Annotated in this window: 23 protein-coding genes and 1 pseudogene; 7 read left to right on the forward strand and 17 right to left on the reverse strand. The window is 34.6% G+C overall.

The annotated features are described in order from the left end of the window. Positions 1 to 44 precede the first annotated feature (44 nt). The 6 genes and pseudogenes from CLV00_RS16545 to CLV00_RS05565 all read right to left on the reverse strand — a co-directional run. Positions 45 to 152, reverse strand: a pseudogene (locus tag CLV00_RS16545) (ribosome recycling factor); the annotation flags it as partial. Between the two features lie 223 nt (positions 153 to 375). Continuing rightward, complete coding sequence (locus CLV00_RS05545; RefSeq protein WP_099714199.1) at positions 376 to 828, reverse strand: hypothetical protein; 453 nt, start codon at positions 826 to 828, stop codon at positions 376 to 378. A 2-nt stretch (positions 829 to 830) separates the two neighbouring features. Further along, positions 831 to 2,486: a hypothetical protein gene (locus tag CLV00_RS05550; protein WP_099714200.1), complete on the reverse strand. Its 1,656-nt coding sequence runs from the start codon at positions 2,484 to 2,486 to the stop codon at positions 831 to 833. Between the two features lie 220 nt (positions 2,487 to 2,706). Beyond that, complete coding sequence (gene frr, locus CLV00_RS05555) at positions 2,707 to 3,270, reverse strand: ribosome recycling factor (protein WP_099714201.1); 564 nt, start codon at positions 3,268 to 3,270, stop codon at positions 2,707 to 2,709. An 81-nt stretch (positions 3,271 to 3,351) separates the two neighbouring features. Further along, positions 3,352 to 4,059 (reverse strand): UMP kinase, encoded by a 708-nt coding sequence (pyrH, locus tag CLV00_RS05560; protein ID WP_099714202.1) that lies wholly within the window; start codon positions 4,057 to 4,059, stop codon positions 3,352 to 3,354. Between the two features lie 67 nt (positions 4,060 to 4,126). Next, on the reverse strand, positions 4,127 to 4,906 hold the full coding sequence (locus CLV00_RS05565; RefSeq protein ID WP_099716245.1) for a patatin-like phospholipase family protein: 780 nt from the start codon (positions 4,904 to 4,906) through the stop codon (positions 4,127 to 4,129). Positions 4,907 to 5,011: 105 nt separating this feature from the next. Here CLV00_RS05565 and CLV00_RS05570 point away from each other — a divergent pair, with 105 nt between their 5' ends. Then, a complete protein-coding gene (locus CLV00_RS05570) occupies positions 5,012 to 5,617 on the forward strand; it encodes a thioredoxin family protein (RefSeq protein WP_099714203.1) in 606 nt (201 codons plus the stop codon). Between the two features lie 473 nt (positions 5,618 to 6,090). Here CLV00_RS05570 and truB read toward each other — a convergent pair whose 3' ends face one another. The 4 genes from truB to CLV00_RS05590 all read right to left on the reverse strand — a co-directional run bounded on the left by truB (position 6,091) and on the right by CLV00_RS05590 (position 8,877). After that, complete coding sequence (truB, locus tag CLV00_RS05575) at positions 6,091 to 6,789, reverse strand: tRNA pseudouridine(55) synthase TruB (RefSeq protein WP_099714204.1); 699 nt, start codon at positions 6,787 to 6,789, stop codon at positions 6,091 to 6,093. A 6-nt stretch (positions 6,790 to 6,795) separates the two neighbouring features. Beyond that, positions 6,796 to 7,617: an undecaprenyl-diphosphate phosphatase gene (locus CLV00_RS05580; RefSeq protein WP_099714205.1), complete on the reverse strand. Its 822-nt coding sequence runs from the start codon at positions 7,615 to 7,617 to the stop codon at positions 6,796 to 6,798. A gap of 82 nt (positions 7,618 to 7,699) precedes the next feature. Next, a complete protein-coding gene (locus CLV00_RS05585; RefSeq protein ID WP_099714206.1) occupies positions 7,700 to 7,939 on the reverse strand; it encodes a DUF3098 domain-containing protein in 240 nt (79 codons plus the stop codon). Between the two features lie 62 nt (positions 7,940 to 8,001). Beyond that, a complete protein-coding gene (locus tag CLV00_RS05590) occupies positions 8,002 to 8,877 on the reverse strand; it encodes an ABC transporter permease (protein WP_099714207.1) in 876 nt (291 codons plus the stop codon). Between the two features lie 223 nt (positions 8,878 to 9,100). On the opposite strand from CLV00_RS05590, the gene CLV00_RS05595 reads away from it, so the two are divergent. Both CLV00_RS05595 and CLV00_RS05600 read left to right on the forward strand, forming a co-directional pair. Next, complete coding sequence (locus tag CLV00_RS05595; RefSeq protein ID WP_099716246.1) at positions 9,101 to 12,181, forward strand: leucine--tRNA ligase; 3,081 nt, start codon at positions 9,101 to 9,103, stop codon at positions 12,179 to 12,181. Between the two features lie 210 nt (positions 12,182 to 12,391). After that, positions 12,392 to 13,081 carry a zinc metallopeptidase gene (locus tag CLV00_RS05600; RefSeq protein WP_196852946.1) on the forward strand — a complete coding sequence of 230 codons (690 nt, stop codon included), beginning with the start codon at positions 12,392 to 12,394 and terminating at the stop codon, positions 13,079 to 13,081. Between the two features lie 103 nt (positions 13,082 to 13,184). On the opposite strand, the gene CLV00_RS05605 is transcribed toward CLV00_RS05600, so the two are convergent. The 3 genes from CLV00_RS05605 to CLV00_RS05615 form a co-directional block, all read right to left on the reverse strand. Continuing rightward, positions 13,185 to 13,655 (reverse strand): Lrp/AsnC ligand binding domain-containing protein, encoded by a 471-nt coding sequence (locus CLV00_RS05605; protein ID WP_099714208.1) that lies wholly within the window; start codon positions 13,653 to 13,655, stop codon positions 13,185 to 13,187. A 166-nt stretch (positions 13,656 to 13,821) separates the two neighbouring features. Beyond that, positions 13,822 to 14,571, reverse strand: coding sequence for a uroporphyrinogen-III synthase (locus CLV00_RS05610; protein WP_099714209.1), 750 nt, complete (start codon positions 14,569 to 14,571; stop codon positions 13,822 to 13,824). Positions 14,572 to 14,583: 12 nt separating this feature from the next. Next, on the reverse strand, positions 14,584 to 15,255 hold the full coding sequence (locus tag CLV00_RS05615) for a DUF4271 domain-containing protein (RefSeq protein ID WP_099714210.1): 672 nt from the start codon (positions 15,253 to 15,255) through the stop codon (positions 14,584 to 14,586). 104 nt (positions 15,256 to 15,359) lie between these two features. Between CLV00_RS05615 and CLV00_RS05620 the strand changes: the two genes are divergently transcribed. The 3 genes from CLV00_RS05620 to CLV00_RS05630 are packed head-to-tail and all read left to right on the forward strand — an operon-like array spanning position 15,360 to position 17,874. Further along, a complete protein-coding gene (locus CLV00_RS05620; protein WP_099716248.1) occupies positions 15,360 to 16,085 on the forward strand; it encodes a polyprenol monophosphomannose synthase in 726 nt (241 codons plus the stop codon). A 12-nt stretch (positions 16,086 to 16,097) separates the two neighbouring features. Continuing rightward, positions 16,098 to 17,438 (forward strand): dihydroorotase, encoded by a 1,341-nt coding sequence (locus CLV00_RS05625; RefSeq protein WP_099714211.1) that lies wholly within the window; start codon positions 16,098 to 16,100, stop codon positions 17,436 to 17,438. Between the two features lie 10 nt (positions 17,439 to 17,448). Next, positions 17,449 to 17,874 carry a DUF4296 domain-containing protein gene (locus tag CLV00_RS05630; RefSeq protein ID WP_099714212.1) on the forward strand — a complete coding sequence of 142 codons (426 nt, stop codon included), beginning with the start codon at positions 17,449 to 17,451 and terminating at the stop codon, positions 17,872 to 17,874. A gap of 9 nt (positions 17,875 to 17,883) precedes the next feature. On the opposite strand, the gene CLV00_RS05635 is transcribed toward CLV00_RS05630, so the two are convergent. Then, entirely contained in the window at positions 17,884 to 18,885 is a 1,002-nt protein-coding gene (locus CLV00_RS05635) for an NAD-dependent epimerase/dehydratase family protein (protein WP_099714213.1), read from the reverse strand. Between the two features lie 93 nt (positions 18,886 to 18,978). Between CLV00_RS05635 and tyrS the strand changes: the two genes are divergently transcribed. After that, positions 18,979 to 20,277: a tyrosine--tRNA ligase gene (gene tyrS, locus CLV00_RS05640; protein WP_099714214.1), complete on the forward strand. Its 1,299-nt coding sequence runs from the start codon at positions 18,979 to 18,981 to the stop codon at positions 20,275 to 20,277. 59 nt (positions 20,278 to 20,336) lie between these two features. On the opposite strand, the gene CLV00_RS05645 is transcribed toward tyrS, so the two are convergent. From CLV00_RS05645 to CLV00_RS05655, 3 genes are all read right to left on the reverse strand, one after another. Further along, positions 20,337 to 21,317 carry an acyl transferase gene (locus tag CLV00_RS05645; RefSeq protein WP_099716249.1) on the reverse strand — a complete coding sequence of 327 codons (981 nt, stop codon included), beginning with the start codon at positions 21,315 to 21,317 and terminating at the stop codon, positions 20,337 to 20,339. Between the two features lie 148 nt (positions 21,318 to 21,465). Beyond that, positions 21,466 to 21,804, reverse strand: coding sequence for a T9SS type A sorting domain-containing protein (locus CLV00_RS05650; protein WP_099714215.1), 339 nt, complete (start codon positions 21,802 to 21,804; stop codon positions 21,466 to 21,468). A 106-nt stretch (positions 21,805 to 21,910) separates the two neighbouring features. Further along, positions 21,911 to 23,122 carry a hypothetical protein gene (locus tag CLV00_RS05655; RefSeq protein ID WP_099714216.1) on the reverse strand — a complete coding sequence of 404 codons (1,212 nt, stop codon included), beginning with the start codon at positions 23,120 to 23,122 and terminating at the stop codon, positions 21,911 to 21,913. Between the last annotated feature and the right edge of the window lie 92 nt (positions 23,123 to 23,214).

Genomic DNA, 23,214 nt, shown 5'->3' on the forward strand with positions numbered 1-23,214 from the left:
CGCAAAACTAACGAGGCGGATTTTTAATATAATTTGAAAAGGAATTACACCTTCATGATTTCAGCTTCTTTCACCACTAAAAGTTCATCAATTTTACGAATAAACGTATTAGTTAAGTTTTTAACTTCTTCTTCGGCACTTTTACAAATGTCCCCAAGCTGGCGCGAGCGTCCCACTCGTCAACACAATTTATACCGAAACATACTTCAAAAGAAAGCTAAATACTAGCACAAACCTCAATACTATTATTCATTAAGAATTATCACGAGCGGGACGCTCGCGCCAGCAGGGGACGCTAGCGCTAGCGGGGGCAATTTTTATATACCCAGCAAGAGCTTGCATGAAGCTCTTGTCAAAAGGTACATTTTTAATAATTTATTCCATTACATACACTAAAGAATTAACCTCGGTTAATTTAATCTTATTTTTTCTGAAATCAGCCATGTCAATAATGTAGTAAATTTGAGGTTTGGACCACTCCCCGAATTCCTCCATATTTTTTTCTAATTTTAGAAAAAAATTAATATCGATAATTTCTTTTTTATGCTTTTTTAAAAAAGACTTCTTTTCATATCGGTCATTAGCAGGCCTATAGATTCTGTTAAAATCCTTATCATACGTAAAAATTCCCAAAGTGTCTTTTTGTAGAAAAAAACCCTGCAAAAAATAGTATCCTCGGCATGTGATACATTCATTTTCAAAATATTTTGTTTGATTTTTGTCTGCTTTAAACAGTATATATATCGTATCTAGTTTTCTGACTTCTGCAATTTCTTGCGCTTGTAATAAATTTACAAATAAATAGAAGAATAATAATGTGACTTTCATAATTAATTTTTAAGGTGTTTGTGGCCAAAAAAGTTGTATTCAAGAAGTAATTCAAATTGATCGGTATTAGCAGGAAAGCTTATTTTAAAAGCTTCGGTATCTTGCAGACCGTTTAAACTTAGATAATAGAAATAATCATTCCAATTCCAAAGTGTTGTTTTTATTGGGTTAGAGTAAAAATTAGGTTGTAGCCTTATAGATTCTACAGTTGCTCTTGTCGTACTAGAAGTAACTGAATCTCTAATTTCAGCAAGAATTTTTTGCATAGTTGGCACCATGTTTTTGTACATAAAATCGTGTTGAGCGCCAGTGCCAGGTCTTGTGGCTTTCAATACCTCTGCAAATGTCATGTTTTCTATACCTGGTATAGTGCTGCCGCCAGCATCAGGATATTTGCCTTTGATTGCTAAATAAGCATGTATACACTCGTGTAATATGGTTTTAGCAATTTCAATATTTGTCATAGGCCTTAATCCCGTAGAGGTCAATATTTGTTTGTTAATTTGAATCAGAGTTGGTCTGCCTTCAAGTACTGGAGGCGTTGTAAATCCATCTATTTTCCTTGTGATGTTATCTAGATTTTCAATGATTTCAAATTTCACATTGAATCGCTTGTTGTTATTATCAAATAAAGCTAAAAATAAGTTTTTAAATGCGGGGGAATCAGTTAAAGATTTATATACTGAATTAAACTTTTTATCCTCTTCGGTAACATCTTTTATTGATGATTTATCAATATTAAATGGTGACTTAAAAGATGATTCTACATCAAGCTTTAATGATGGATCATCAATCATTTGTAATAGCATCTCTCTAGCAAATTCTATTTCATCAGGATATGCAATTAAAAAATTACTTATTTCAGCTTTTTTATCAGAATTCCTGCTGCTATTCCACCAGTTTTGTTGATTTAGGTCAAGGTATTGCTCAAACTCAAGTAGTGCAATATCAACATTAGCACCACCACCTCCAATACCATTTGAAAGATTCATTAATTCATTTGGTACTGGTGCGCTGTTGTCGTATCCGCTAGAGGTACAAATTTCGCTTATTGAGGTATATTCATTGTATGCGTCGTTAATTAAATTCCCGCCACATGATTCCCCGAGACTGTGATCGCCTCCGTTAGTACAATAATGTGCTATGTACATTACTTTTATAGTACAATTTTCTGCTGTTTTTGCTGTTACAGTATTAGCTTGTTTTTTAGGTTGGCCGTTTAGAAAGCTACTTTCTGTTCTAATATTTTTTTTGAGGTCCAGTATCTGGATTTTTCCTGAAAAGGTGTTTATGTCAATGAAAGGTATGGCAGTATCAGGGATGTATTTTAAGTATCCTACTTTTTCAGTAGTGGCGTCTTGTGTTATCACATAATACATGAAATAAGGATTTTTAGTAGAGTAATTGTTTAGTAACAAGAGATAAGTGGTATATTCATTACCTTTTACTATTTTAGTGAAATATACATTTGGTTTTTCACCGCTTTTCTGGGTGATGCCTTCTGGGGTGCTGGTTTTGAAAGTTTCCGTTCGGCTAAGTATTGCAGGGTTCTTAAGTACCGAAAGTACATTTTCTATACTCACTTTCTCAGAAGTAATATAGTTTTTTTTATTTGCTTCACGTTCAAGTACTACCTCTTCCGTAGTGCAGGATTGCAAAAAGCATAGGACTAACCCAATAAAAAGGACATGGACTTTCCGCTTTAATTCAAACGTTTGTTTGTTTGTTTGTTTGTTTTCATAAAATGTTTAGTTCGTTTATATTTCATAAAAATAGGAAATATTTCACAAGCCACAATACCCATTTTTAGTGATATTTAAGCATAAAAAAACCGTCTCGTAAATCAACAAGACGGTTTTGATATAAGTAGAGATGGTTTTACACCTTCATAATTTCAGCTTCTTTCACCACTAAAAGTTCATCAATTTTACGGATATAACTATTGGTTAAGTTTTGAACTTCTTCTTCGGCACTTTTACAAATGTCCTCGGAAGTTCCTTCTTTTTCTAATTTTTTGATATCTGTATTCGCATCTTTACGAGCATTTCGAATTCCAACTTTAGCATCTTCAGCTTCCACTTTGGCTTGTTTGGCAAGATCGCGTCTTCTTTCCTCAGTTAGTGCGGGAACGCTAATGATAATTACATCACCGTTATTCATTGGATTAAAACCAATGTTTGCCACCATAATTGCTTTTTCAATTACTTGCAGCATATTTTTTTCAAAAGGTTGCAATGTGATTGTTCTGGCATCAGGAACACTAATTTTTGATACTTGAGAAAGCGGTGTCGCAGATCCGTAATAATCCACAAAAACACTTCCTAACATTGCGGGAGATGCTTTTCCTGCACGAATATTCAAAAATTCTTTTTCTAAATGCGCAATAGAACCTGTCATAGATTCTTTAGTACTATCTAATATAAATTCAATTTCTTCAGTCATAATTTAGATCTTTGGATTTTTAGATTTTTAGATCTTTAGACTGTCTGACAATCTAAAAGTCTAACAATCTAATTTGTCTATTTATATATTTACTACGGTTCCTATATTTTCTCCATCGCAGATTTTCAATAAGTTTCCTACTTTGTTCATGTCGAAAACTACGATTGGTAATTTGTTTTCTTGGCTTAATGTAAATGCAGTCGTGTCCATTACATTCAATCCTTTTTTAAGGACATCTTCAAAAGTAATATGATCAAATTTCACTGCTGAAGCATTTTTCTCCGGATCAGAATCATAGATACCATCAACACGGGTTCCTTTTAGGATTACATCGGCATTGATTTCCACTCCACGCAAAACGGCAGCTGTATCAGTTGTAAAATATGGGTTTCCAGTTCCAGCTCCAAAAATCACAATTCTTCCTTTTTCAAGGTGACGTACTGCTCTTCTCTTGATATATGGCTCAGCAATCGCTTCAATTTTTAAGGCAGTTTGTAAGCGGGTAAGCATCCCTTTATCTTCCAGTGCGCCTTGTAGAGCCATTCCGTTGATAATTGTAGCCAGCATTCCCATATAATCACCTTGCACTCTGTCCATTCCTGCGCTCGCTCCGGCAACTCCTCTAAAAATATTTCCACCACCTATTACAATGGCTATTTCTACTCCTTTTTCATGAATTTGCTTGATCTCATCGGCATATTCAGCTAATCTTTTTGGGTCAATTCCGTATTGTAAGTCGCCCATTAAAGCTTCTCCACTTAGTTTTAGAAGAATTCTTTTGTATTTCATGTGTGTGTTGAGTTGATTGGTGCAAATATAGAATATTCTTTTTTTTTAAAATAATGTTGCTGAAATTTTATAAATTAAGTTTTTCGTACGATTTTTTGGCGGCTTCGTAGCCAATGTTGAAAACAGCATTCATCTTCACTTTATTGGTTTCAAAGGTGCTGTAAAGACACAAATCCTTTGGTTCAATAACCCAATCACAAATATTGAATTTATGCAGATTTGAATTTGCCGAAAGGATATCAAAGGCTCGTGTAGTTACTGCTTTGATTGAACTTAAATCTTTGGCTTCAATTTTTTGAATCGGACTCACATAAACACCTATTAATGTGTCGCATTGTCCTTGTAAAATATCAGTGGGAAAATGATTCAATATCCCGCCGTCACTGTATATTTTTCCTTTAATTTCATACGGAGACAAAATCCCGGGAAATGCAGAAGAAGCTAAAATGGCATCGATGATCTTTGTTTCCGGGCCAAATATTTTTAATTTTCCACGAACCATATCAGTAGCCGTGATTTGAATCGGGATTTTCAAATCACCTAATGTAGCATCCTTAAAAATACTGTGAAAATAGGATTTGAAGGATTCAGAATCAATTAATCCGGCTTTTTTGAACGTTAAATGCTTCCAGTGAAAAAGGTATATCGATTTGAAAAATTCCAGAATTTCTTCGGGAGTTTTTCCCCAAGCATACATGGCACCAACAATTGAGCCTGCGCTTGTTCCTGCCATTTGAGACGGACGAATGTTTTTCTCTTCTAAAAATTTAATCACACCAGCATGGGCTATACCTTTAGAACCTCCACCGGAAAGTACTAATCCTATCGATTTTGTTTTTAAATCCATCTTTTTTATTTGTGATAAAATTACTCTTTTTGTGGAATTGAAAGTGACATATGTCATATTTATGCTCCAATTTTATGGTAACTTTGTAAAAACAAATAATTCATTATGAAAATTCCAGTAGCTAAAGCGTTGTTTAATAGTCACTCTTATGCGGAGTATAGAAAGCTAGTTTCAGATTTATTACTTGAAGGAAAATCAACAGGTAATGAACAATCGGAAAATTTAACCCATTACAGTGAGTTGAATGAAACCCGAATGAATCGTTTGGACAAAACGATGAAAATTACCGATGAAAATAGTCTGAAATTAAAGAGCTTAAAAAACGAATATATTTGGTTAGTAATTTCCGAAGGTTGGTGTGGTGATGCTGCCCAACTCCTGCCAATTATCAATAAAATGGCAATCGATTCCGGTAAAATAGAATTGAAGATTGTTCTGCGTGATGAAAATGAGGAGTTGATGAAGTTGTTTTTGACCAATAAAAAGAAATCAATTCCAATAGTGATTGTCGTAGAGAAAGCAACAGGAAGTGTTCTTGGAAAGTGGGGCCCAAGGCCCATAGGCGCAACCAATTTAATTACTGATTATAAAAAAGAATTTGGGGTTATTGATGAAACGGCAAAAACCAACTTGCAATTGTGGTATTTGCATGATAAAGGAATCAGTACCCAAAATGAGTTGGTTAACTTGATGCTTGATTTGGAACAATAGAATTTTAAAAAGCGGCAATATTCATAACTTTGGATGCATTATAATTGCCGAAAAATGCTTTAGTATAGAGCAAGAAATCATTGTTTTGAAGTAAAATTTTCAATGCAAAGTCACCTGAGGTTCAGTATTTATTGGGGTAAAATAATTAAGTTTATTTTTTGTTAATTTTTTTGTGTATCGAAAAAAAATTTGTAAATTGGTGACTGCCAACCAGGTCTATTGTTAATTTACTTTTTTAATGGTGTTTAAATATTGTTTCACAACTTAAAAAACATCATCATGAAAAATCGATTTGAAAAGTTTTATGATTATTTGTCACATTTACTATTTGGGGGTAAAAAAGCAACTAATTATTAAACAATCGGCGTGAGCCTAGACAAAAGAGTATGGATTAAAACTACTTTAACTTTAGAAAAAACACATCGCAAATTCAATTTTAATATTGGATTTGTCATGTGTTTTTGCTTTTGGTATTATTCTGAAGTAAGACTATCCTCAAATAAAGTAACGTCCATTGCATCGGCCACATTATAATCTCCAATTTTTGTTCGGCGCAAAACGGTTAAATGAGAACCTGAATTCATGGCTTTTCCAAAATCAAAAGCCAGGGAACGAATGTAAGTTCCTTTGCTGCAAACGACTCTGAAATCTATTTCCGGAAGTGCAATTCGAGTGATTTCAAATTCGTGAATGGTTGTTTTTCTACTCGCAATTTCTATTGTTTCTCCAGCGCGAGCATGTTCGTATAAGCGTACGCCATCTTTTTTTATAGCCGAAAAAATGGGTGGTTTCTGGTCTATTTCTCCTAAAAATTGTTTTACGGTTTCTTGAATTAAAGCTTCGTCAATATGTTCTGTTGGGAAAGTTTGGTCGATTTCGGTTTCTAAATCATAGGAAGGCGTTGTGGCTCCAATATAGAACGTTCCTGTATATTCTTTGGCTTGACCTTGAAGCTCGGTGATTCTTTTGGTGAATTTTCCGGTACAAACTAACAATAATCCGCTTGCCAAAGGATCCAAAGTTCCAGCATGACCAATCTTGAATTTTTTTGGAAGATTAACTTTACTGATTAAAGCCCATTTCATTTTATTTACCGCCTGAAAAGAAGTCCAATTCAAGGGTTTGTCAATGAGTAAAATTTGTCCGTTTTGGAAATCTTCGGCTGTCTTCAATGGGAATTATTTTAAGTATGAAAAGTAGATCAATAAAAAAACACCTACTATTATTCGGTACCATCCCCAAGGTTTGAAACCGTATTTTTTGATGATTTCAATGAAGAATTTAATGGCAATAACGGCAACAATAAAAGCAACAACATTTCCTATTAAGAACAATTGAATGTTTTCGTTTGACTTTAAAATTAATTCGTAGCCTTTCATTTGTGACGTTTCGTAGGTTTTCAAGAATACAGAGTAGCATGTTACTGCCATCATCGTTGGAACCGCTAAAAAGAAGGAGAATTCTGCTGCAGCGTGACGCGTTAACCCTTGTTGCATGCCGCCAATTATGGAAGCAGCAGAACGACTTGTTCCGGGCATCATCGCTAAACATTGCCAAAAACCAATAGTTACTGCTTTTTTAATGGTAATGTCCTCTTCCTGAAGAACCGTTGGACTTTGAAAACGACTGTCTATAAATAATAAAATGATTCCGCCTAAAATTAATACAATCGCAATAGGAATAGGGTCTCCAAGAACCGCTTCGATTTTATCATCGAATAATTTCCCTAAAACCAAAGCTGGAATTACGGCGCAAATAAGTTTTATATAAAAATTGATGGCAACACTTTTTGAAGAGAAATCGAAAAATTTCTTCCAATACAAAGCGACAACAGCCAGAATGGCTCCAAATTGAATCGAAACCTGGAATAGTTTCACAAAATCATCTTCTTGGATTCCAAAATATGAACTTAGAAAAACCATGTGAGCTGTTGAAGAAACAGGAAGGTATTCTGTTAATCCTTCGATAACAGCAATTAAAAATGCTTGTAATGTATTCATTATATAGTGATCGGTGTTCAGTTTTTAGTGTTCAGTTGATATAGTTTGCTTTATACTGCAACTTATTACTAGTCACTGTTTACTATTTTTTTGGATTCTTAAGGATGGCATAAACGGTAATTCCAAAACCGATTAAAACGGTAGTTGGCGCCAATCGAATTCTTCTGAAATTGAAGATGTCTTCATTGAAAACATTTGGGTCATCACTTCCTCCGCCAGCCATTAGAATAAATCCTAAGGCAATTACTCCAATTCCAAGTAATAGAATTTTATAATTTATTTTGTCAAAAAGAAATTCTGGTTGCTGTTCGTTATTTTTCATTGATGCTGAATTTATTTCAGCATCTAAAAATGCTGAATGATAATGCTTTTTTTTATCTTCAATTAATAAAGGTCGTCCGTTCTTAAATTCAAGAAACGTTGTGTTGCAAAATACGTGCTTAACCAGGTAATCAATATTCCAATTCCTAAAACAGCTAATAATACCAATGCAATTAAAGCTTTATCGTCAAGTATGCCAAGATTTGGAAAATTAGTTTGAACGTAAATCAAAACGCCAATTAATGCAATAATTGCAAGTCCTGCGCCAATCATTCCCAGTTTTATACTTCTTACCACAAATGGTTTTCTGATAAAAGCTTTGGTTGCGCCTACCATTTGCATGGTTTTAATGATAAATCGGTTGGAGTGTATCGATAAACGCAATGAACTATTAATTAACAATACAGCAATCACGGCCAAGAATCCGCTGATTACAAGAATCCACATACTTACTTTTTTGATGTTGTCATTTACTAGATTCACTAATTGCTTGTCATACACAATATCCGAAACCATAGCATTTTTGCGCAAGCGGGTTTCTATTTTTGCAATACTGTCCTTGATTACATAATCGGCTTTCAGGTGAATATCGTAAGAGTTTTGAAGTGGATTTTCACCAAGAAATTCCATGAAATCTTCTCCAATAATATCCGTATGTTGTTTTGCGGCAGCTTCTTTAGTTACATAATCGTATGATTTTGCAAAACGGCTCGATTTTAATTCAGTTCCAAAAGCCTTTAAAATACTGTCATTCGCTTCGTTCTTGAAAAAAACGGTCATGGCAATATTTTCTTTGAAATCGTCAGCCAGTTTTTTAGAATTTATGATAAAAAGACCCAATACACCCAATAAAAATAAAACTAAGAATACACTTAGCACTACTGAAAAATAAGAGGAAATTAATCTGCGTTTTTGAAATTTATCAAAGGAAGAACTCATAGTTTACTGAAATTATTGGGTAAAAATAATAAAGAATTTCTTTATTTAAAGTTAATAACGCTCAAAGTTTCAACTTTCGTACAATAAACGTAAATTTGGCACCTTGAAATAATCATTTCTCCAAATATAATACAGCAACTTAGTAACCGAGTTACTTTGAATCTAACAATATGACTTGAGTGTGCGACAGCATGACTCCATTAAAAAAATAATAAAAAAAGGAATGAAATACAATCCGAACGAAATAGAGGCCAAATGGCAGAAATATTGGTTAGACAACGCAACGTTTAAAGCCGAAAATAACTCAGAAAAACCTAAATATTACGTACTTGATATGTTTCCTTATCCATCTGGAGCGGGATTACACGTAGGACATCCGCTGGGATATATCGCCTCTGATGTGTATTCAAGATACAAAAGGCACCAAGGTTTTAATGTGTTGCACCCAATGGGCTATGACAGTTTTGGATTGCCTGCGGAACAATACGCCATTCAAACAGGGCAACGTCCTGAAGATACTACTTCGGTAAATATTGACGGTGGAACAGATAAAGAAGGAAATAAAATTGCCGGTTATAGAAAGCAATTGGACAAAATTGGATTTTCTTTTGATTGGAGTAGAGAAGTGCGTACTTCAAATCCCGATTATTACAAACATACCCAATGGATTTTTATCCAATTATTCAATTCTTGGTACAATAAAAACAGCGATAAAGCCGAAGATATTTCGACTTTGGTTTCCATTTTTTCAACAGAAGGAAATGCTAATGTCAATGCGGTTTGCGATGAAAATATAGAAGCTTTTTCAGCAAATGAATGGAACGCTTTCGCAAAAGAACAGCAGGAGAAAATTTTGCTGCAATACAGATTGACTTATTTAGCCGAGACTGAGGTGAACTGGTGTCCTGGATTAGGAACCGTTTTGGCGAATGATGAAATCGTAAATGGTGTTTCTGAGCGTGGTGGTTTTACGGTTGTTCGTAAAAAAATGACGCAATGGAGCATGCGGATTTCGGCTTATGCAGAACGTTTGTTACAAGGATTAAACGATATCGATTGGAGTGAAAGTATCAAAGAAAGTCAAAGAAACTGGATTGGAAAATCCGTTGGAGCAACGGTGGAATTCAATGTTCAGAATTCAGAAGCTAAAATTGCGGTTTTCACAACGCGTCCCGATACCATTTTTGGAGTTACGTTTATGACATTGGCTCCGGAACACGAATTAGTTTCTCAAATTACAACTGCAGAACAAAAAGCAGAAGTAGATGCTTATATAGAAAAAACGTCAAAACGTTCCGAAAGAGAACGTATGGCTGATGTAAAAACCATTTCGGGTGTGTTTACGGGAGCGTATGCGGAACATCCGTTTACGAAAGAGCCAATTCCGGTTTGGATTGGGGATTATGTTTTGGCGGGTTACGGAACAGGCGCAGTTATGGCGGTTCCTTGTGGTGACGAAAGAGATTATGCTTTTGCGAATTTCTTCAAAGGTCAACAAGGTATGTCAGCCATTAAAAACATTTTTGATAAAGATATATCTGAAGCTGCTTTTGGAGCCAAAGAAGGTTTCCAATTGGTAGATTCTGATTTTCTAAATGGATTAGATTATAAAAAAGGAACTCAAAAAGTAATTACCGAATTAGAGAAATTAAACCAAGGAAAAGGAAAAACGAATTACCGTTTGCGTGATGCCGTTTTCTCTCGCCAGCGTTATTGGGGAGAACCTTTTCCTGTGTATTATGTGAATGGTTTGCCGCAAATGATTGATGCGCAACATTTGCCAATCATCTTGCCGGAAGTAGAGAAATATTTACCAACCGAAGAAGGTTTGCCGCCTTTAGGAAATGCTACGGTTTGGGCTTGGGACAGTGTTCAGTGTTCAGTGGTTAGTACTCAGTTAGTAGATAATGTGACGATTTTCCCATTAGAATTGAACACGATGCCAGGTTGGGCGGGAAGTTCTTGGTATTGGATGCGTTATATGGATGCACACAATGAGAATGAATTTGCAAGCAAAGACGCACTTGCGTATTGGGAAAGCGTGGATTTATACATTGGCGGAAGCGAACACGCAACCGGACATTTATTGTATTCTCGTTTTTGGAACAAATTCCTAAAAGACAAAGGTTTTGCGCCAACCGAAGAACCATTCAAAAAACTGATTAATCAGGGAATGATTTTAGGAATGAGTGCGTTTGTTTATAGATTAAATTTAACTAATTATAATGATGGTATTGGTAATTTAATTGGAGGAGTCACATTTGATGCTAATCAAATTAAGAGGATTGAAGATTTTATAAATACTTTTAAAAATAGAATATATGTTTCTCATCAATTTATAAGTAAAAATCCTTTATCGGATGTTTTCTTTAAAGGTGGTGAAAATAACTTTTCTTCATATTTTCCTGAAATAAAAAAATCTTTAGCGTTTAAATTTGAAGAACTTAAAGATATTATTCATGGAATTGAATTTAACATCTCAAAAATACACGTTGATGTTTCCATGGTTAATTCTTCTGACGAATTGGATGTCGAAAGATTCAAAAACTGGAGAGAGGATTATGCTGATGCTGTCTTTATAACTGAAGAAAACGGGAAATACATTGTAGGTCGAGAAATCGAAAAAATGTCGAAATCCAAATACAATGTCGTAACGCCGGATGATATTTGTAACGAATACGGTGCGGATACGTTGCGTTTGTATGAAATGTTCTTAGGGCCATTGGAACAAGCGAAACCTTGGAATACGGCAGGAATTTCTGGAGTTTTTGGTTTCTTGAAAAAACTGTGTCGTTTGTATTTTGATGATAATGGTTTGATCGTTACCAATGACGAACCAACCAAAGACAACTTGAAATCATTGCACAAAACCATCAAAAAAGTGGCGGAAGATATTGAAGGTTTCTCTTTCAATACATCGGTTTCTCAGTTTATGATTTGTGTGAATGAATTGTCTACTCAAAACTGTCATTCTCGTGCAATTTTGGAACCATTAGCTATTGTAATTTCTCCTTACGCGCCACATATCGCCGAAGAATTATGGTCGTTATTAGGAAATACAGGTTCCATTGCGACAGTAGCTTTTCCAATATTCGAACCTGCACATTTGGTAGAAAGCAGCAAAGAATATCCGGTTTCTTTCAACGGAAAAATGCGTTTCACAATGGTTTTACCTTTGGATTTAACCAAGGAACAAATCGAGGAAATTGTAATGAAAGATGAAAGAACTATCAAACAATTAGAAGGAAAAACACCAAACAAGGTGATTATTGTTCCAGGAAAAATTATTAATTTGGTGGGGTAAAACCGAATTTACAAATATTCTAAAATCCAAATTCCAAAATCATTTTTGGGATTTGGATTTTTTTTTAAAATTTATTAAAATCCGTGCCAATCAGTTTAATCGGTGTGATCAGTGTTTCATTTCAAGAATGCCAAATTGACATTGTAAAAAAATGGTTCAGATTTTGATGATTCTTTTATAACTTTAACAATACAATTAAAAAACAAAAATATGGGAATGGGTTATTTGATTCTTGCCGGAGCAATTATGCTTTTCAGCTGGTTAGTTAGTTCAAGACTAAAAAGCAAATTTGAACATTATTCTAAATTACAATTACAAAACGGAATGTCAGGCGCTGAAATAGCCGAGAAAATGCTTGCCGATAATGGAATTCGTGATGTGAGAGTTATCTCTACGCCAGGACGTTTGACGGATCATTACAATCCGGTAGATAAAACCGTGAATCTAAGTGAAGCGGTTTACAACCAGCGCAATGCCGCTGCGGCTGCTGTTGCTGCGCACGAATGTGGTCACGCCGTACAACATGCTGTAGGATATCAATGGCTGACGATGCGTTCTAAATTAGTACCAGTGGTAAATGTGGCGTCAACGTACATGCAATGGATTTTGCTTGCCGGAATCTTGATGATGAAGACTTTTCCACAATTATTATTGGTAGGGATTATCATTTTTGCGGCAACCACTTTATTTTCGATTGTTACTTTGCCGGTCGAATATGATGCAAGTAATCGTGCATTGGCTTGGTTAGAAAACAAAAGAATGCTGACGCAACAAGAACAGGCTGGAGCCAAAGATTCCTTGAAATGGGCTGCCAGAACGTATGTCGTAGCTGCTTTGGGATCTATCGCAACGCTGTTGTATTACGTTTCCATTTATATGGGAGGAAGTAGAAGAGACTAAATAATTAGATTGTTAGATTTTTAGATAATTAGAAAAAAGCCGTTTGTAGTATAAACGGCTTTTTTGTGTTCATATAAATCTAACCTTCTAACCTTCTAACAATCTATAGTTGTATCTGCCTATCGATTTGTTGGTCTAAAGAAATGAAGGTTTCTGTTCTGGAAACGCCTTCTATCGCTTGGATTTTGGTGTTGAGTAAATGCATTAAATGTTCGTTATCGCGACAAATAATTTTGATTAGAATCGACCAGTTTCCCGTAGTGTAATGGCATTCCAATACTTCAGGTATTTTCTTTAAATCCCTTACGGCTTCTGGATTTCGGGCGGCTTTGTCCAAATAGATTCCAACAAAAGCCATTGTGTTATAACCTAGAATTTTATTGTTTACCGTAAACTTTGATCCCGAAATAACTCCGGATTGCTCCAGTTTTCGCAAACGTTGGTGAATTGCCGCTCCTGAAATTCCTATTTTATTGGCGATTTGAAGAATTGGTTTTCGGGCATCTTCCATCAGGTCGCGTAAAATCTCTTTATCGATACCGTCAATTTCTACTATTAGGGAATTGATTTTCATGAGTTGTTGTTTTAAACTAAAATGTGAAATTTAGTTTGAATTGAAAACCAAATTTAAGTAAAAAACGATTAGTAAAAAGCACACGAAGTTGTTTTTATAATTTTGCCATAAAAAAAGCCATTCGGATTGCGAATGGCTTTTTGATTTTATTTTGAAAAGTAATTTTTTATTTTCCTTTATTAGCTTCAATAATGTATTTTTCCAAAGCCATTGTCATAGAAGGTGTTGCTGGTGTTGGTGCAAGAATATCTACTCTTAATCCATGATCCAACGCTTCTTTTTGAGTAGTGCTTCCAAAAACTGCAATTCGAGTATTGTTTTGTTCGAAATCTGGGAAATTCATAAACAATGATTTTATTCCGGTTGGGCTAAAGAAAGCCAAAACATCATAATATACATCGGCTAAATCAGATAAATCACTCATTACCGTTCTGTAAAAAACAGCTGGAGTCCAGTCTACTTTTAGTGCGTTCAGCGTTATTGGCGCATCGGCATTTAGTTGGTCTGAAGCAGGCAATAAGAATTTTTCGTCTTTGTATTTTTTTATCAGCGGAGATAAATCAGCAAAATCTTTTGGTCCAACGTAGATTTTACGTTTTCTATACACTACGTATTTTTGCAGGTAAAAAGCAATAGCTTCTGATTGGCAGAAATATTTTAATCCTTCTGGAACTTTATAACGCATTTCATCAGCCACTCTGAAAAAATGATCTACGGCATTTTTACTCGTTAAAATAATTGCGGTGTAATGATTAAGATCGATTTTTTGAAGTCTAATCTCTTTTGCATTAACTCCTTCTACATGAATAAAAGGTCTGAAATCAATTTTTACTTTATGCTTTTGTTGAAGTTCAAAGTAAGGGGAATTCTCCACTTTAGGCTCAGGCTGTGACACCAAAATTGTTTTCACTTTCATATTTAACGGTTTCTAAGCACTCCCTTTTGTAAACCAATAATACATAAAATAATAGGGTGCTATTTCAAGAGCGCAAAGATATAAAATAAAATAAAACAACTTACCGAATATTATATTTTGATAATTTTTTATTGAAATCAAATAAGTTAAAATATTCATTATCAATATTATAGTAATAATTAGCAATGGAATATTTCTTGAAAATGAGTCGTAATAAAACAAAATAATATTCAACGGCAGTATGATTAGTCCAATATAGGTTCTATAAGTCACCTTTTGGAGGTTAAACTGCTCCATAAATTCTTCAATATTGAAGGATGTGGCTATTATTTTCTCAATCAAATATTTAGATAAAACAAAGAAAGTTAGGAAAGTAAAAATTTGAATGTAAAGGATCCAATCTGTCTTTGAAGCATGGCCAAAATAACTTAGTGAAATTTGGATAAAGAAAGCAAGTGAAATGACTTGGACAAAAAACAAGGAGATGGTAAAACCGCTTTTTAGGTGGCTGCTGTCTCTGTACACTTTGTTGTATTTATTGGAAAAAATTAAATTGGCAAAATCACCAAATCTGTTTTCGAAAACAGATTTTGTAACAGCAATAATAGCAAATGACAGAACAAAAAGCACGGTTGCCCAGTCTTTGCTCTCAGTTATTCTTGGATGAAGTATATTTTCGATCATAACGCTGCAAAATTACTAATTTTTATATCATTCTTTTTATTATAATTTTATTAAGGATGAAATGGCATAAAAAGTTTACTTTTGCGGTGAAATTAGTCAAAAATATGAATGATTGTATTGTTATAATTCCTACCTATAACGAAATTGAAAATATAGAAAGCATTATTCGATCGGTGTTTTCGCAGCATAAATCTTTTCATGTTCTTATTATTGATGATAATTCACCGGATCATACTGCTGATAAGGTTGTTTTACTTCAGTCTGAATTTGGAGGGAAATTGTTTTTGGAAAAAAGAGAAAAAAAATCGGGTCTGGGAACGGCTTATGTTCATGGATTTAGGTGGGCATTAGCGCATCAATATGATTTTATTTTTGAAATGGACGCTGATTTCTCCCATAATCCAAATGATTTAGAGAAATTATACAATGCGTGTCATTTTGGCGATGCTGATTTAGCGATTGGTTCGCGTTATGTTACCGGAGTAAATGTGGTAAACTGGCCGTTGAGCCGTGTATTGATGTCCTATTTTGCATCAGTTTATGTACGAATGATTACCGGAATGAAAATCCATGATGCCACAGCAGGTTTTGTTTGTTACAAAAGAAGAGTGCTCGAAGAGATTAATTTAGATAAAATAAAATTTGTTGGATATGCTTTTCAAATTGAAATGAAATACAGAACGTATTGTAAAAAATTTCAAATTGCTGAGGTTCCCATCATTTTTACCGATAGAACAAAAGGGCAATCCAAAATGAGTAATTCGATAATTATTGAAGCCGTTTTTGGAGTTATTGCACTTAGATTAAAAAGATTAGTCAACACATTATAAGAAAAAGACAGGATGAACAGGGTTTTAATTAAGAATGCCAAAATAGTAAATGAAGGGGTGATTTTTGAGGGCGATGTATTAATTGAAAATGACTTAATTGTTGAGATTTCAGAAAGTATTAGTGCAAAATCCTCTCAATGTAAAATCATTGATGCCGAAGGGAATTATTTGATTCCAGGTGCAATTGATGATCAAGTGCATTTTAGAGAACCAGGGCTGACACACAAAGGAGACATCGAATCAGAATCCAGAGCGGCCGTTGCAGGAGGAATTACTTCATATATCGAACAACCGAATACGGTTCCTAATGCGGTTACCCAAGAAATATTAGAGCAAAAATACGAGTTGGCTGCCGAAAAATCGTATGCGAATTATTCTTTTATGATGGGCGCAACCAACGATAACTTGGAAGAAGTTTTAAAAACAAATCCAAAGAATGTTGCCGGAATAAAAATATTTTTAGGTTCCTCAACAGGGAATATGTTGGTGGATAATGAAGCTACTTTAGAGAAAATATTTTCGAGTACACCCATGCTTATTGCGGTACATTGTGAAGATGAAGCTACTATCAAAAATAATTTAGAGAAATACAAAGCAGAGTTTGGAGAGGACGTTCCCGTTACGGTTCATCACCTTATCCGAAGCGAGGAAGCGTGTTATATTTCGTCTTCCAAAGCGGTTGCGCTGGCTAAAAAAACAGGGGCTCGCTTGCATATTTTTCATCTTTCGACCGCCAAAGAAATGGATTTGTTTACAAACAAAATTCCTTTGGAAGATAAGAAAATCACTGCCGAAGTTTGCGTGCATCATTTATGGTTTACCAATGATGATTATGCTACTAAAGGCAATCTTATAAAATGGAATCCAGCTGTAAAAACGGCGAATGACAGAAAAGCACTTTGGGAAGCATTACTGGATGATAGAATTGATGTCGTGGCTACGGATCACGCGCCACATACTTTAGAAGAAAAAAAACAATCGTATTTGAATGCGCCTTCCGGTGGACCATTAGTGCAACATGCTGTTGTGGCTATGTTTGAAGCGCACCACCAAGGAAAAATAAGCATTGAAAAAATTGTGGAGAAGATGTGCCACAATCCAGCGAAAATTTTCAAAATAGAAAAACGTGGTTTTATCAAAGAAGGCTACTATGCGGATTTGGTAATTGTAAATTCAGGTTTGCCTTGGAGTGTAAAAAAAGAAAATATTTTGGCTAAATGTGGTTGGTCTCCATTTGAAGGGTTTACTTTTAAATCCAGAATTACTCATACTTTTGTAAACGGGCAATTGGTTTATACCGCTTTTAAAGTAAAAGATATTCGTGCAGGAAAACGTTTATTATTTGATAGATAAAATTTCATAAATGAGAAAAATCATAACATTTTTAACGATTGTAACACTGTTTGTAAGCTGTAAAGAAGAAGTGGTGAACAAGCCGGAACGACTTATAGAGAAAGACGTTATGGTGGATATTATGTATGATTTATCTATTTTGGAAGCCATAAGAAATCAGAATCCGGCGTCTTTGGATACCTTTAAAATAAATTCGAGAGACTATATTTTTAAAAAATATAAAATTGACAGTGTTCAATTTGCTAAAAGCAATGTTTATTATGCCTCTGATTATAATGAATACAAGAGCATGTTTGAACAAATCAGAAAGCGATTGGAAGCAAATACAAAGAGTGTGGATTCTTTGGTCAAATTGAAAAAAAAGAAAAAGAATCCCATTGTTGACAAAAAGCAAAAACAAGTTGCAATCAGCAGAGATACTACAAAATTAGACTAAGAAAAGAACTTATAGATTAGAGATTTCTTTGATGTATTGGTGAATATTTATAAAATCAGTTTTCAAGGTATTTTTAATCTTTTGGTTCGAAAATATGGTTGTCGAGTACGAAGCTTTAGCAGTTGTTTGAGACAGTTTTCTCTTTTGTTGCAACACATTCGAAACAAACCAATCCAATCTCCAAAGCATTTCCATAAAAAAGGGTTTTGCGTGAATTTCAGGTTTTTTAACACCCAATGCATCAGCCATAGAATTCAGAATGTCACGGAAAATACTATTTTCGGCAATCAAGGTGAAGCGTTCATTTTTAATTTCGCTTTGCATTAATTGATGCGCTATCCGAATAACATCAGTAACGGCAACAAATCCTGTTGAACCCAGTGTGTAAAATTTTAATCCGTTTTTTACTTTCGTAAAAAGTTGTCCACTTCCTTGCTCTCTAAAACCGGGACCAAGAATAACGCCTGGATTTATAATTATTACATCTAAACCTTCTTGTTGCCCACGCCAAATTTCCATTTCGGCACCATATTTAGAAATGGCATAATCATTATGTGGTTTTTCTGGATTCCATTCGGTTTCTTCCGTGATGAATTTTTCATGAGGCAGTAAATCGCCCAAAGTAGCAATAGAACTTACAAAACACAGTTTTTTTATTTCATAAGCAATGCAGAAATTCACAATATTCGCGGTGCCTTCAATGTTTGTTTTTCGCAATGCATCTTCATCTTTTGGGTCAAAAGAAATCAAAGCGGCACAATGATACACGGTGTCAATATTTTGAAAAGCGATTTCTAATGAAGGAACTTCGGTAATATCTGCGGGAATCCATTCAATTTGGTCGAACAACGATTCCTTTTTATAGGTAGCGAATAGGGACTTAGTTTTCTCCATCGAAGCGATACTTCGATAAATAGCGCGTACTTTTTCACTCCCGATACTTTGGGATTCAATTAAATGAAGTAATAAATGTGCGCCTACTAAACCGGTTCCTCCTGTGACTAAAATCATTTTGTAAAGATAATTAGATTGTTCGATTTTTAGACCGATAGATTTTCAAATTATGCAATTAAAGCTATCTTTGTGAAAATTGATTTTTATAAAATGAAAAATATTATTTCCGAATTACAATGGCGCGGTCTAGTTTACGACATTATGCCTGGAACTGAAGAGCAACTTCTAAAAGAAATGACAACGACTTATATAGGATTTGATCCAACATCGGATTCCTTACATATTGGAAGCTTAGTGCCTATAATTCTTTTGGTCCACTTGAAAAATTTTGGACATAAGCCTATCGCATTGGTTGGTGGAGCTACAGGAATGATTGGTGATCCATCTGGGAAATCGGATGAGAGAAATCTCTTGGATGAAGCGACTTTGAATCATAATGTAGAGGGAATAAAAAGTGTTTTATCTCGTTTTTTAGATTTTAATTCGAATGAAATAAATGCGCCAGTTTTGGTAAATAATTACGATTGGATGAAGAATTTGTCATTCATTAATTTTGCTCGTGATGTGGGTAAACGAATCACCGTGAATTATATGATGGCCAAAGATTCTGTAAAGAAAAGATTGTCTGGTGAAGGCGAAGGAATGTCTTTTACTGAGTTTACGTACCAATTAATTCAAGGGTATGATTTTTACCATTTGCACAAAGAATACAATTGTTTGTTGCAAATGGGAGGTTCTGACCAATGGGGAAATATTACAACAGGAACTGAATTAGTTCGTCGTATGAATGTAGGTGAAGAGGCTAAAGCATACGCGATGACTTGTCCTTTGATAACAAAAGCGGATGGTTCTAAATTTGGAAAATCTGAAGGAGGAAATGTTTGGTTGACTGCTGATAAAACTTCGGTTTATAAATTTTACCAGTTTTGGTTGAATACGACCGATGTTGATGCAGAAAAATACATTAAGATTTTTACTTTCTTAGATGCGGCAACAATAGATGCGTTAATAGAAGAGCATAAAACGGCCCCACATTTAAGAGCTTTACAAAGAAAATTGGCCGAAGAGCTTACGGTTTTTGTTCATTCAAAAGAAGATTTAGAAAATGCGATAAAAGCATCAAATATTTTGTTTGGGAATTCGACTTCAGATGATTTGAAACAATTGGGTGAAGCAACTTTCTTAGATGTTTTTGATGGTGTTCCTCAAGCGGAAATCAGCAGAACCGAAATCGAAGCAGGAATTGATATCGTTACTGTTTTGAATGAAAAAACAGGTTTTATGAAATCCAATGGAGAAGCAAGACGCGCTTTGACAGCTAATTCTATTTCAGTAAATAAAGAAAAAGTTGCTGAGGATTTTGTGCTTTCAACAAAAGATTTAATCAATAATCAATTTGTATTGTTGCAAAGTGGAAAGAAAAATTATTTTGTGGTGAGAGTGGTGTAATAGCTTATTTGTTTATTCGTTGATTTGGTTAACCGAATCAACAAATTACCAAATAAACTTTAAATAACCATCAAGTTACAACCTCTAATATCAGAATTATCAAAACGTCCCAATACCTCGAAAGAGTTGTTGGGATTTTTTTTGCCCAAATCCTGCGTAGCAATAAACGAACAAGAATTAATGTTGGCCAAATCAATAACGTTGATTCCGCCTGTTTTTCCGTCTTGAATATAGGTTAAAGCATCTTCAGTGTCGCGAACAAGGATTTGTATCCAGGAAGGGCATTCAAATACGCCGTTTCCTAAAGAATAGGCTTGCGAAAGCAATTCGGTCATTCCATATTCAGAATGTATGGCAGAAACACCAAATCCTTTGCACAATTGTTCGTGTAATTCTTCGCGAATCATTTCTTTGCGTTTGCCTTTCATACCGCCGGTTTCCATGATTATGGTATGCTGCAGTTGAAACTGGTGTTTTTCTATTAAATCCAATAAAGCAAAAGTAACACCAATCAGAATGACATTTTGACCGGCTTGGTCTAAAGCTATGAGTTTGGCAATCAGTTCGTCATGATTGTGCAGGTAAAAACCACTATCAGGATGATTGGACAGTTCAATTAAATCCTTGACCATGTAAATTAAGGAAGAACCTTCTCGTTCTAGATAGGATGGAAGCAAGGCTAAAACGACATAATCTTCGATATTGCCATAGAATTCTGAAAATCCTTTGCGGTAGCTTTCTTCATATAAGGTAACATCAGTAACCAGATGTTTGCTGGTAATCATTCCGGTTGTTCCGCTGCTGGTAAAGGTTTCCTGAATTGGATTGGTATTGGAAACTACTTCATGACTCTTAAAGAACTGAATCGGTAAAAAGGGAATCTGCTGTAATGATTTTACTTTATGAGGATCTGTTTTTAAAAAATTGCAAAATTCTTGATAGACCAAGTTGTTTTCGTATTGGAAACGAAACACTTTCAAGGCGATTTTCTCAAACTGTTTTTGACTGGAAATAGCAAATATATCGGAGGATGTAATCAAGAATTTTTTTTGCAAAAGTAATCAAAAATTTTAAGGGAAGCTCATTTACAAAAGTGCAATAGTCTGTTTTTGGAATCTCTTATATTAGAATTCTGTATAAAAAAAGCCCCAATAGGAATTGGAGCTTTTGTATTTAAATGTTGACGTATTATCTTATAATTAGTTTTCTGGTCGCAGATGCCTCTTTTTCATTAATCTTTATGATGTAAACACCGGAAGTTAGATTAGAGACATTAAGCTCTCTGGAACTAAGCATTGTTTGAAGCACTTTTTTTCCTAAAACATCAAAGATAATGATTTCTTTATCTAAGTCATTTTTTGAAGTAATGTAGACTTTTCCATTACTCACAGGGTTCGGGTACAAGTTTAAACCTTCGATAACGGCGGTTTCTTGTGTTTTTGGTTGTTGCTTAGTTTCCTGAGCATTAGTGCTCATAGAAAATAAAAAAACCAATAAAAGGGTAGTATAAAAGTAGTTTTTTGCCATCGGATTAGATTGAATAGTAAATATACAAAAAATAATTCAAAAAGCGTACCAAAAAAAAACATCCTGAAAACTCAGGATGTTTGATATAAATATATGCGGGTGTTTTTTATAAATTCGATAGTAAATTAACACCATCTACAATAGCCCATGCTCCAGGAGTCAATACTGCTCCAGATGCTGTTGTGCTTGTTGTGAAGTTTGCAGGTAAGAATGAAACTGTAAAAGCTGCACCAGCGCCCCATTGAGCTGTATTAGTGTCTGAAATTTTTACATTTAACATTTTTATTTTACCAGTAAGAACTTGATTCGTGTTTGTAGCAGCATCTTGTATTCTAACGGCAACCGCATTTACTGTTGTAGTTCCTGAAACTGCAGTATTTGTGTATCCTGAAATTACTACATTAGAATATTCTCCATTTCCTTCTTTTTTGAATTGGATTGCATCTATTTCAAGTGGGTTACCTGCTTCAGTTGCTGTACCGGCAGCTCTTCTTAAAGTAATGTTAGATACTTTTGGGAAGAAAGTATTGTTCACACTTTTTGCTTCGATTTCCATTCCAAAATTTCCAGCTCCAGTTTGATAAGCATACCAGTTAGTGTTTGCTTGACCTTGCCATCCATCTTGCCAGTCAAAAGAATCATCTGTGTTTCCGTAAGAAATAAGGTTTTTAGCACTTACAGTTCCTCCGTAAAATTCAAAACCGTCATCAGCTCCTTTGTAAGCAACAAGATTTTCTAATACTGTTCCAGAACCTACTGAATAGAATGAGAAACCATTCATCTCAGAATTTCCGTCAAGGATTTTTTTACCTGCATATTCTACTCGTACATATTTCAAAGAACCACCATTATGAGCAGCATTTGTACCACCATAAACAATATTTGTTCCGTCTTCAGAAGTTGCAGTTGTAATAGCACTTCCGTCAGCTGCTTTTGCAGAAACGATAGGAGCATCACCAAACATGATTATACCTCCCCAAGAACCTGCAGTTTTAGATTTTTCAGTAAATACAACAGGTTCTGCTGCAGTTCCTGAAATATTTAATTTTCCGCCTTTTTCTACTAATAAAGCATCTGTACCGTCAGCTACATCAGCAGTAATTACTGAACCAGCTTCAAAAGTTAATGTAACATCGCTTTTTACTCTTACTGTACCTTTAATAGTATAAACACCTTTTGTGTAGGTTTTTGTTGCTGTGATATCTCCTGTGATTTCACCCGTTGCAGTTGGTGGAGTTGTTACTACATCGTCATCACTTGAAGTACAACTTGTAAAAACCAAGCTCAATAATGCAAGACTGAATACTAATTTTTTCATTTTTAATGATTTTAAAATTATAAGTTTTTTTGTTAATTATTTATTTCAAAAGTACTTCCGAGCTTCTGAAATTTAGTTATGTAATTGTTATT

The sequence above is a fragment of the Flavobacterium sp. 11 genome, assembly GCF_002754315.1.
In the GTDB taxonomy this organism is placed as follows: domain Bacteria; phylum Bacteroidota; class Bacteroidia; order Flavobacteriales; family Flavobacteriaceae; genus Flavobacterium; species Flavobacterium algoritolerans.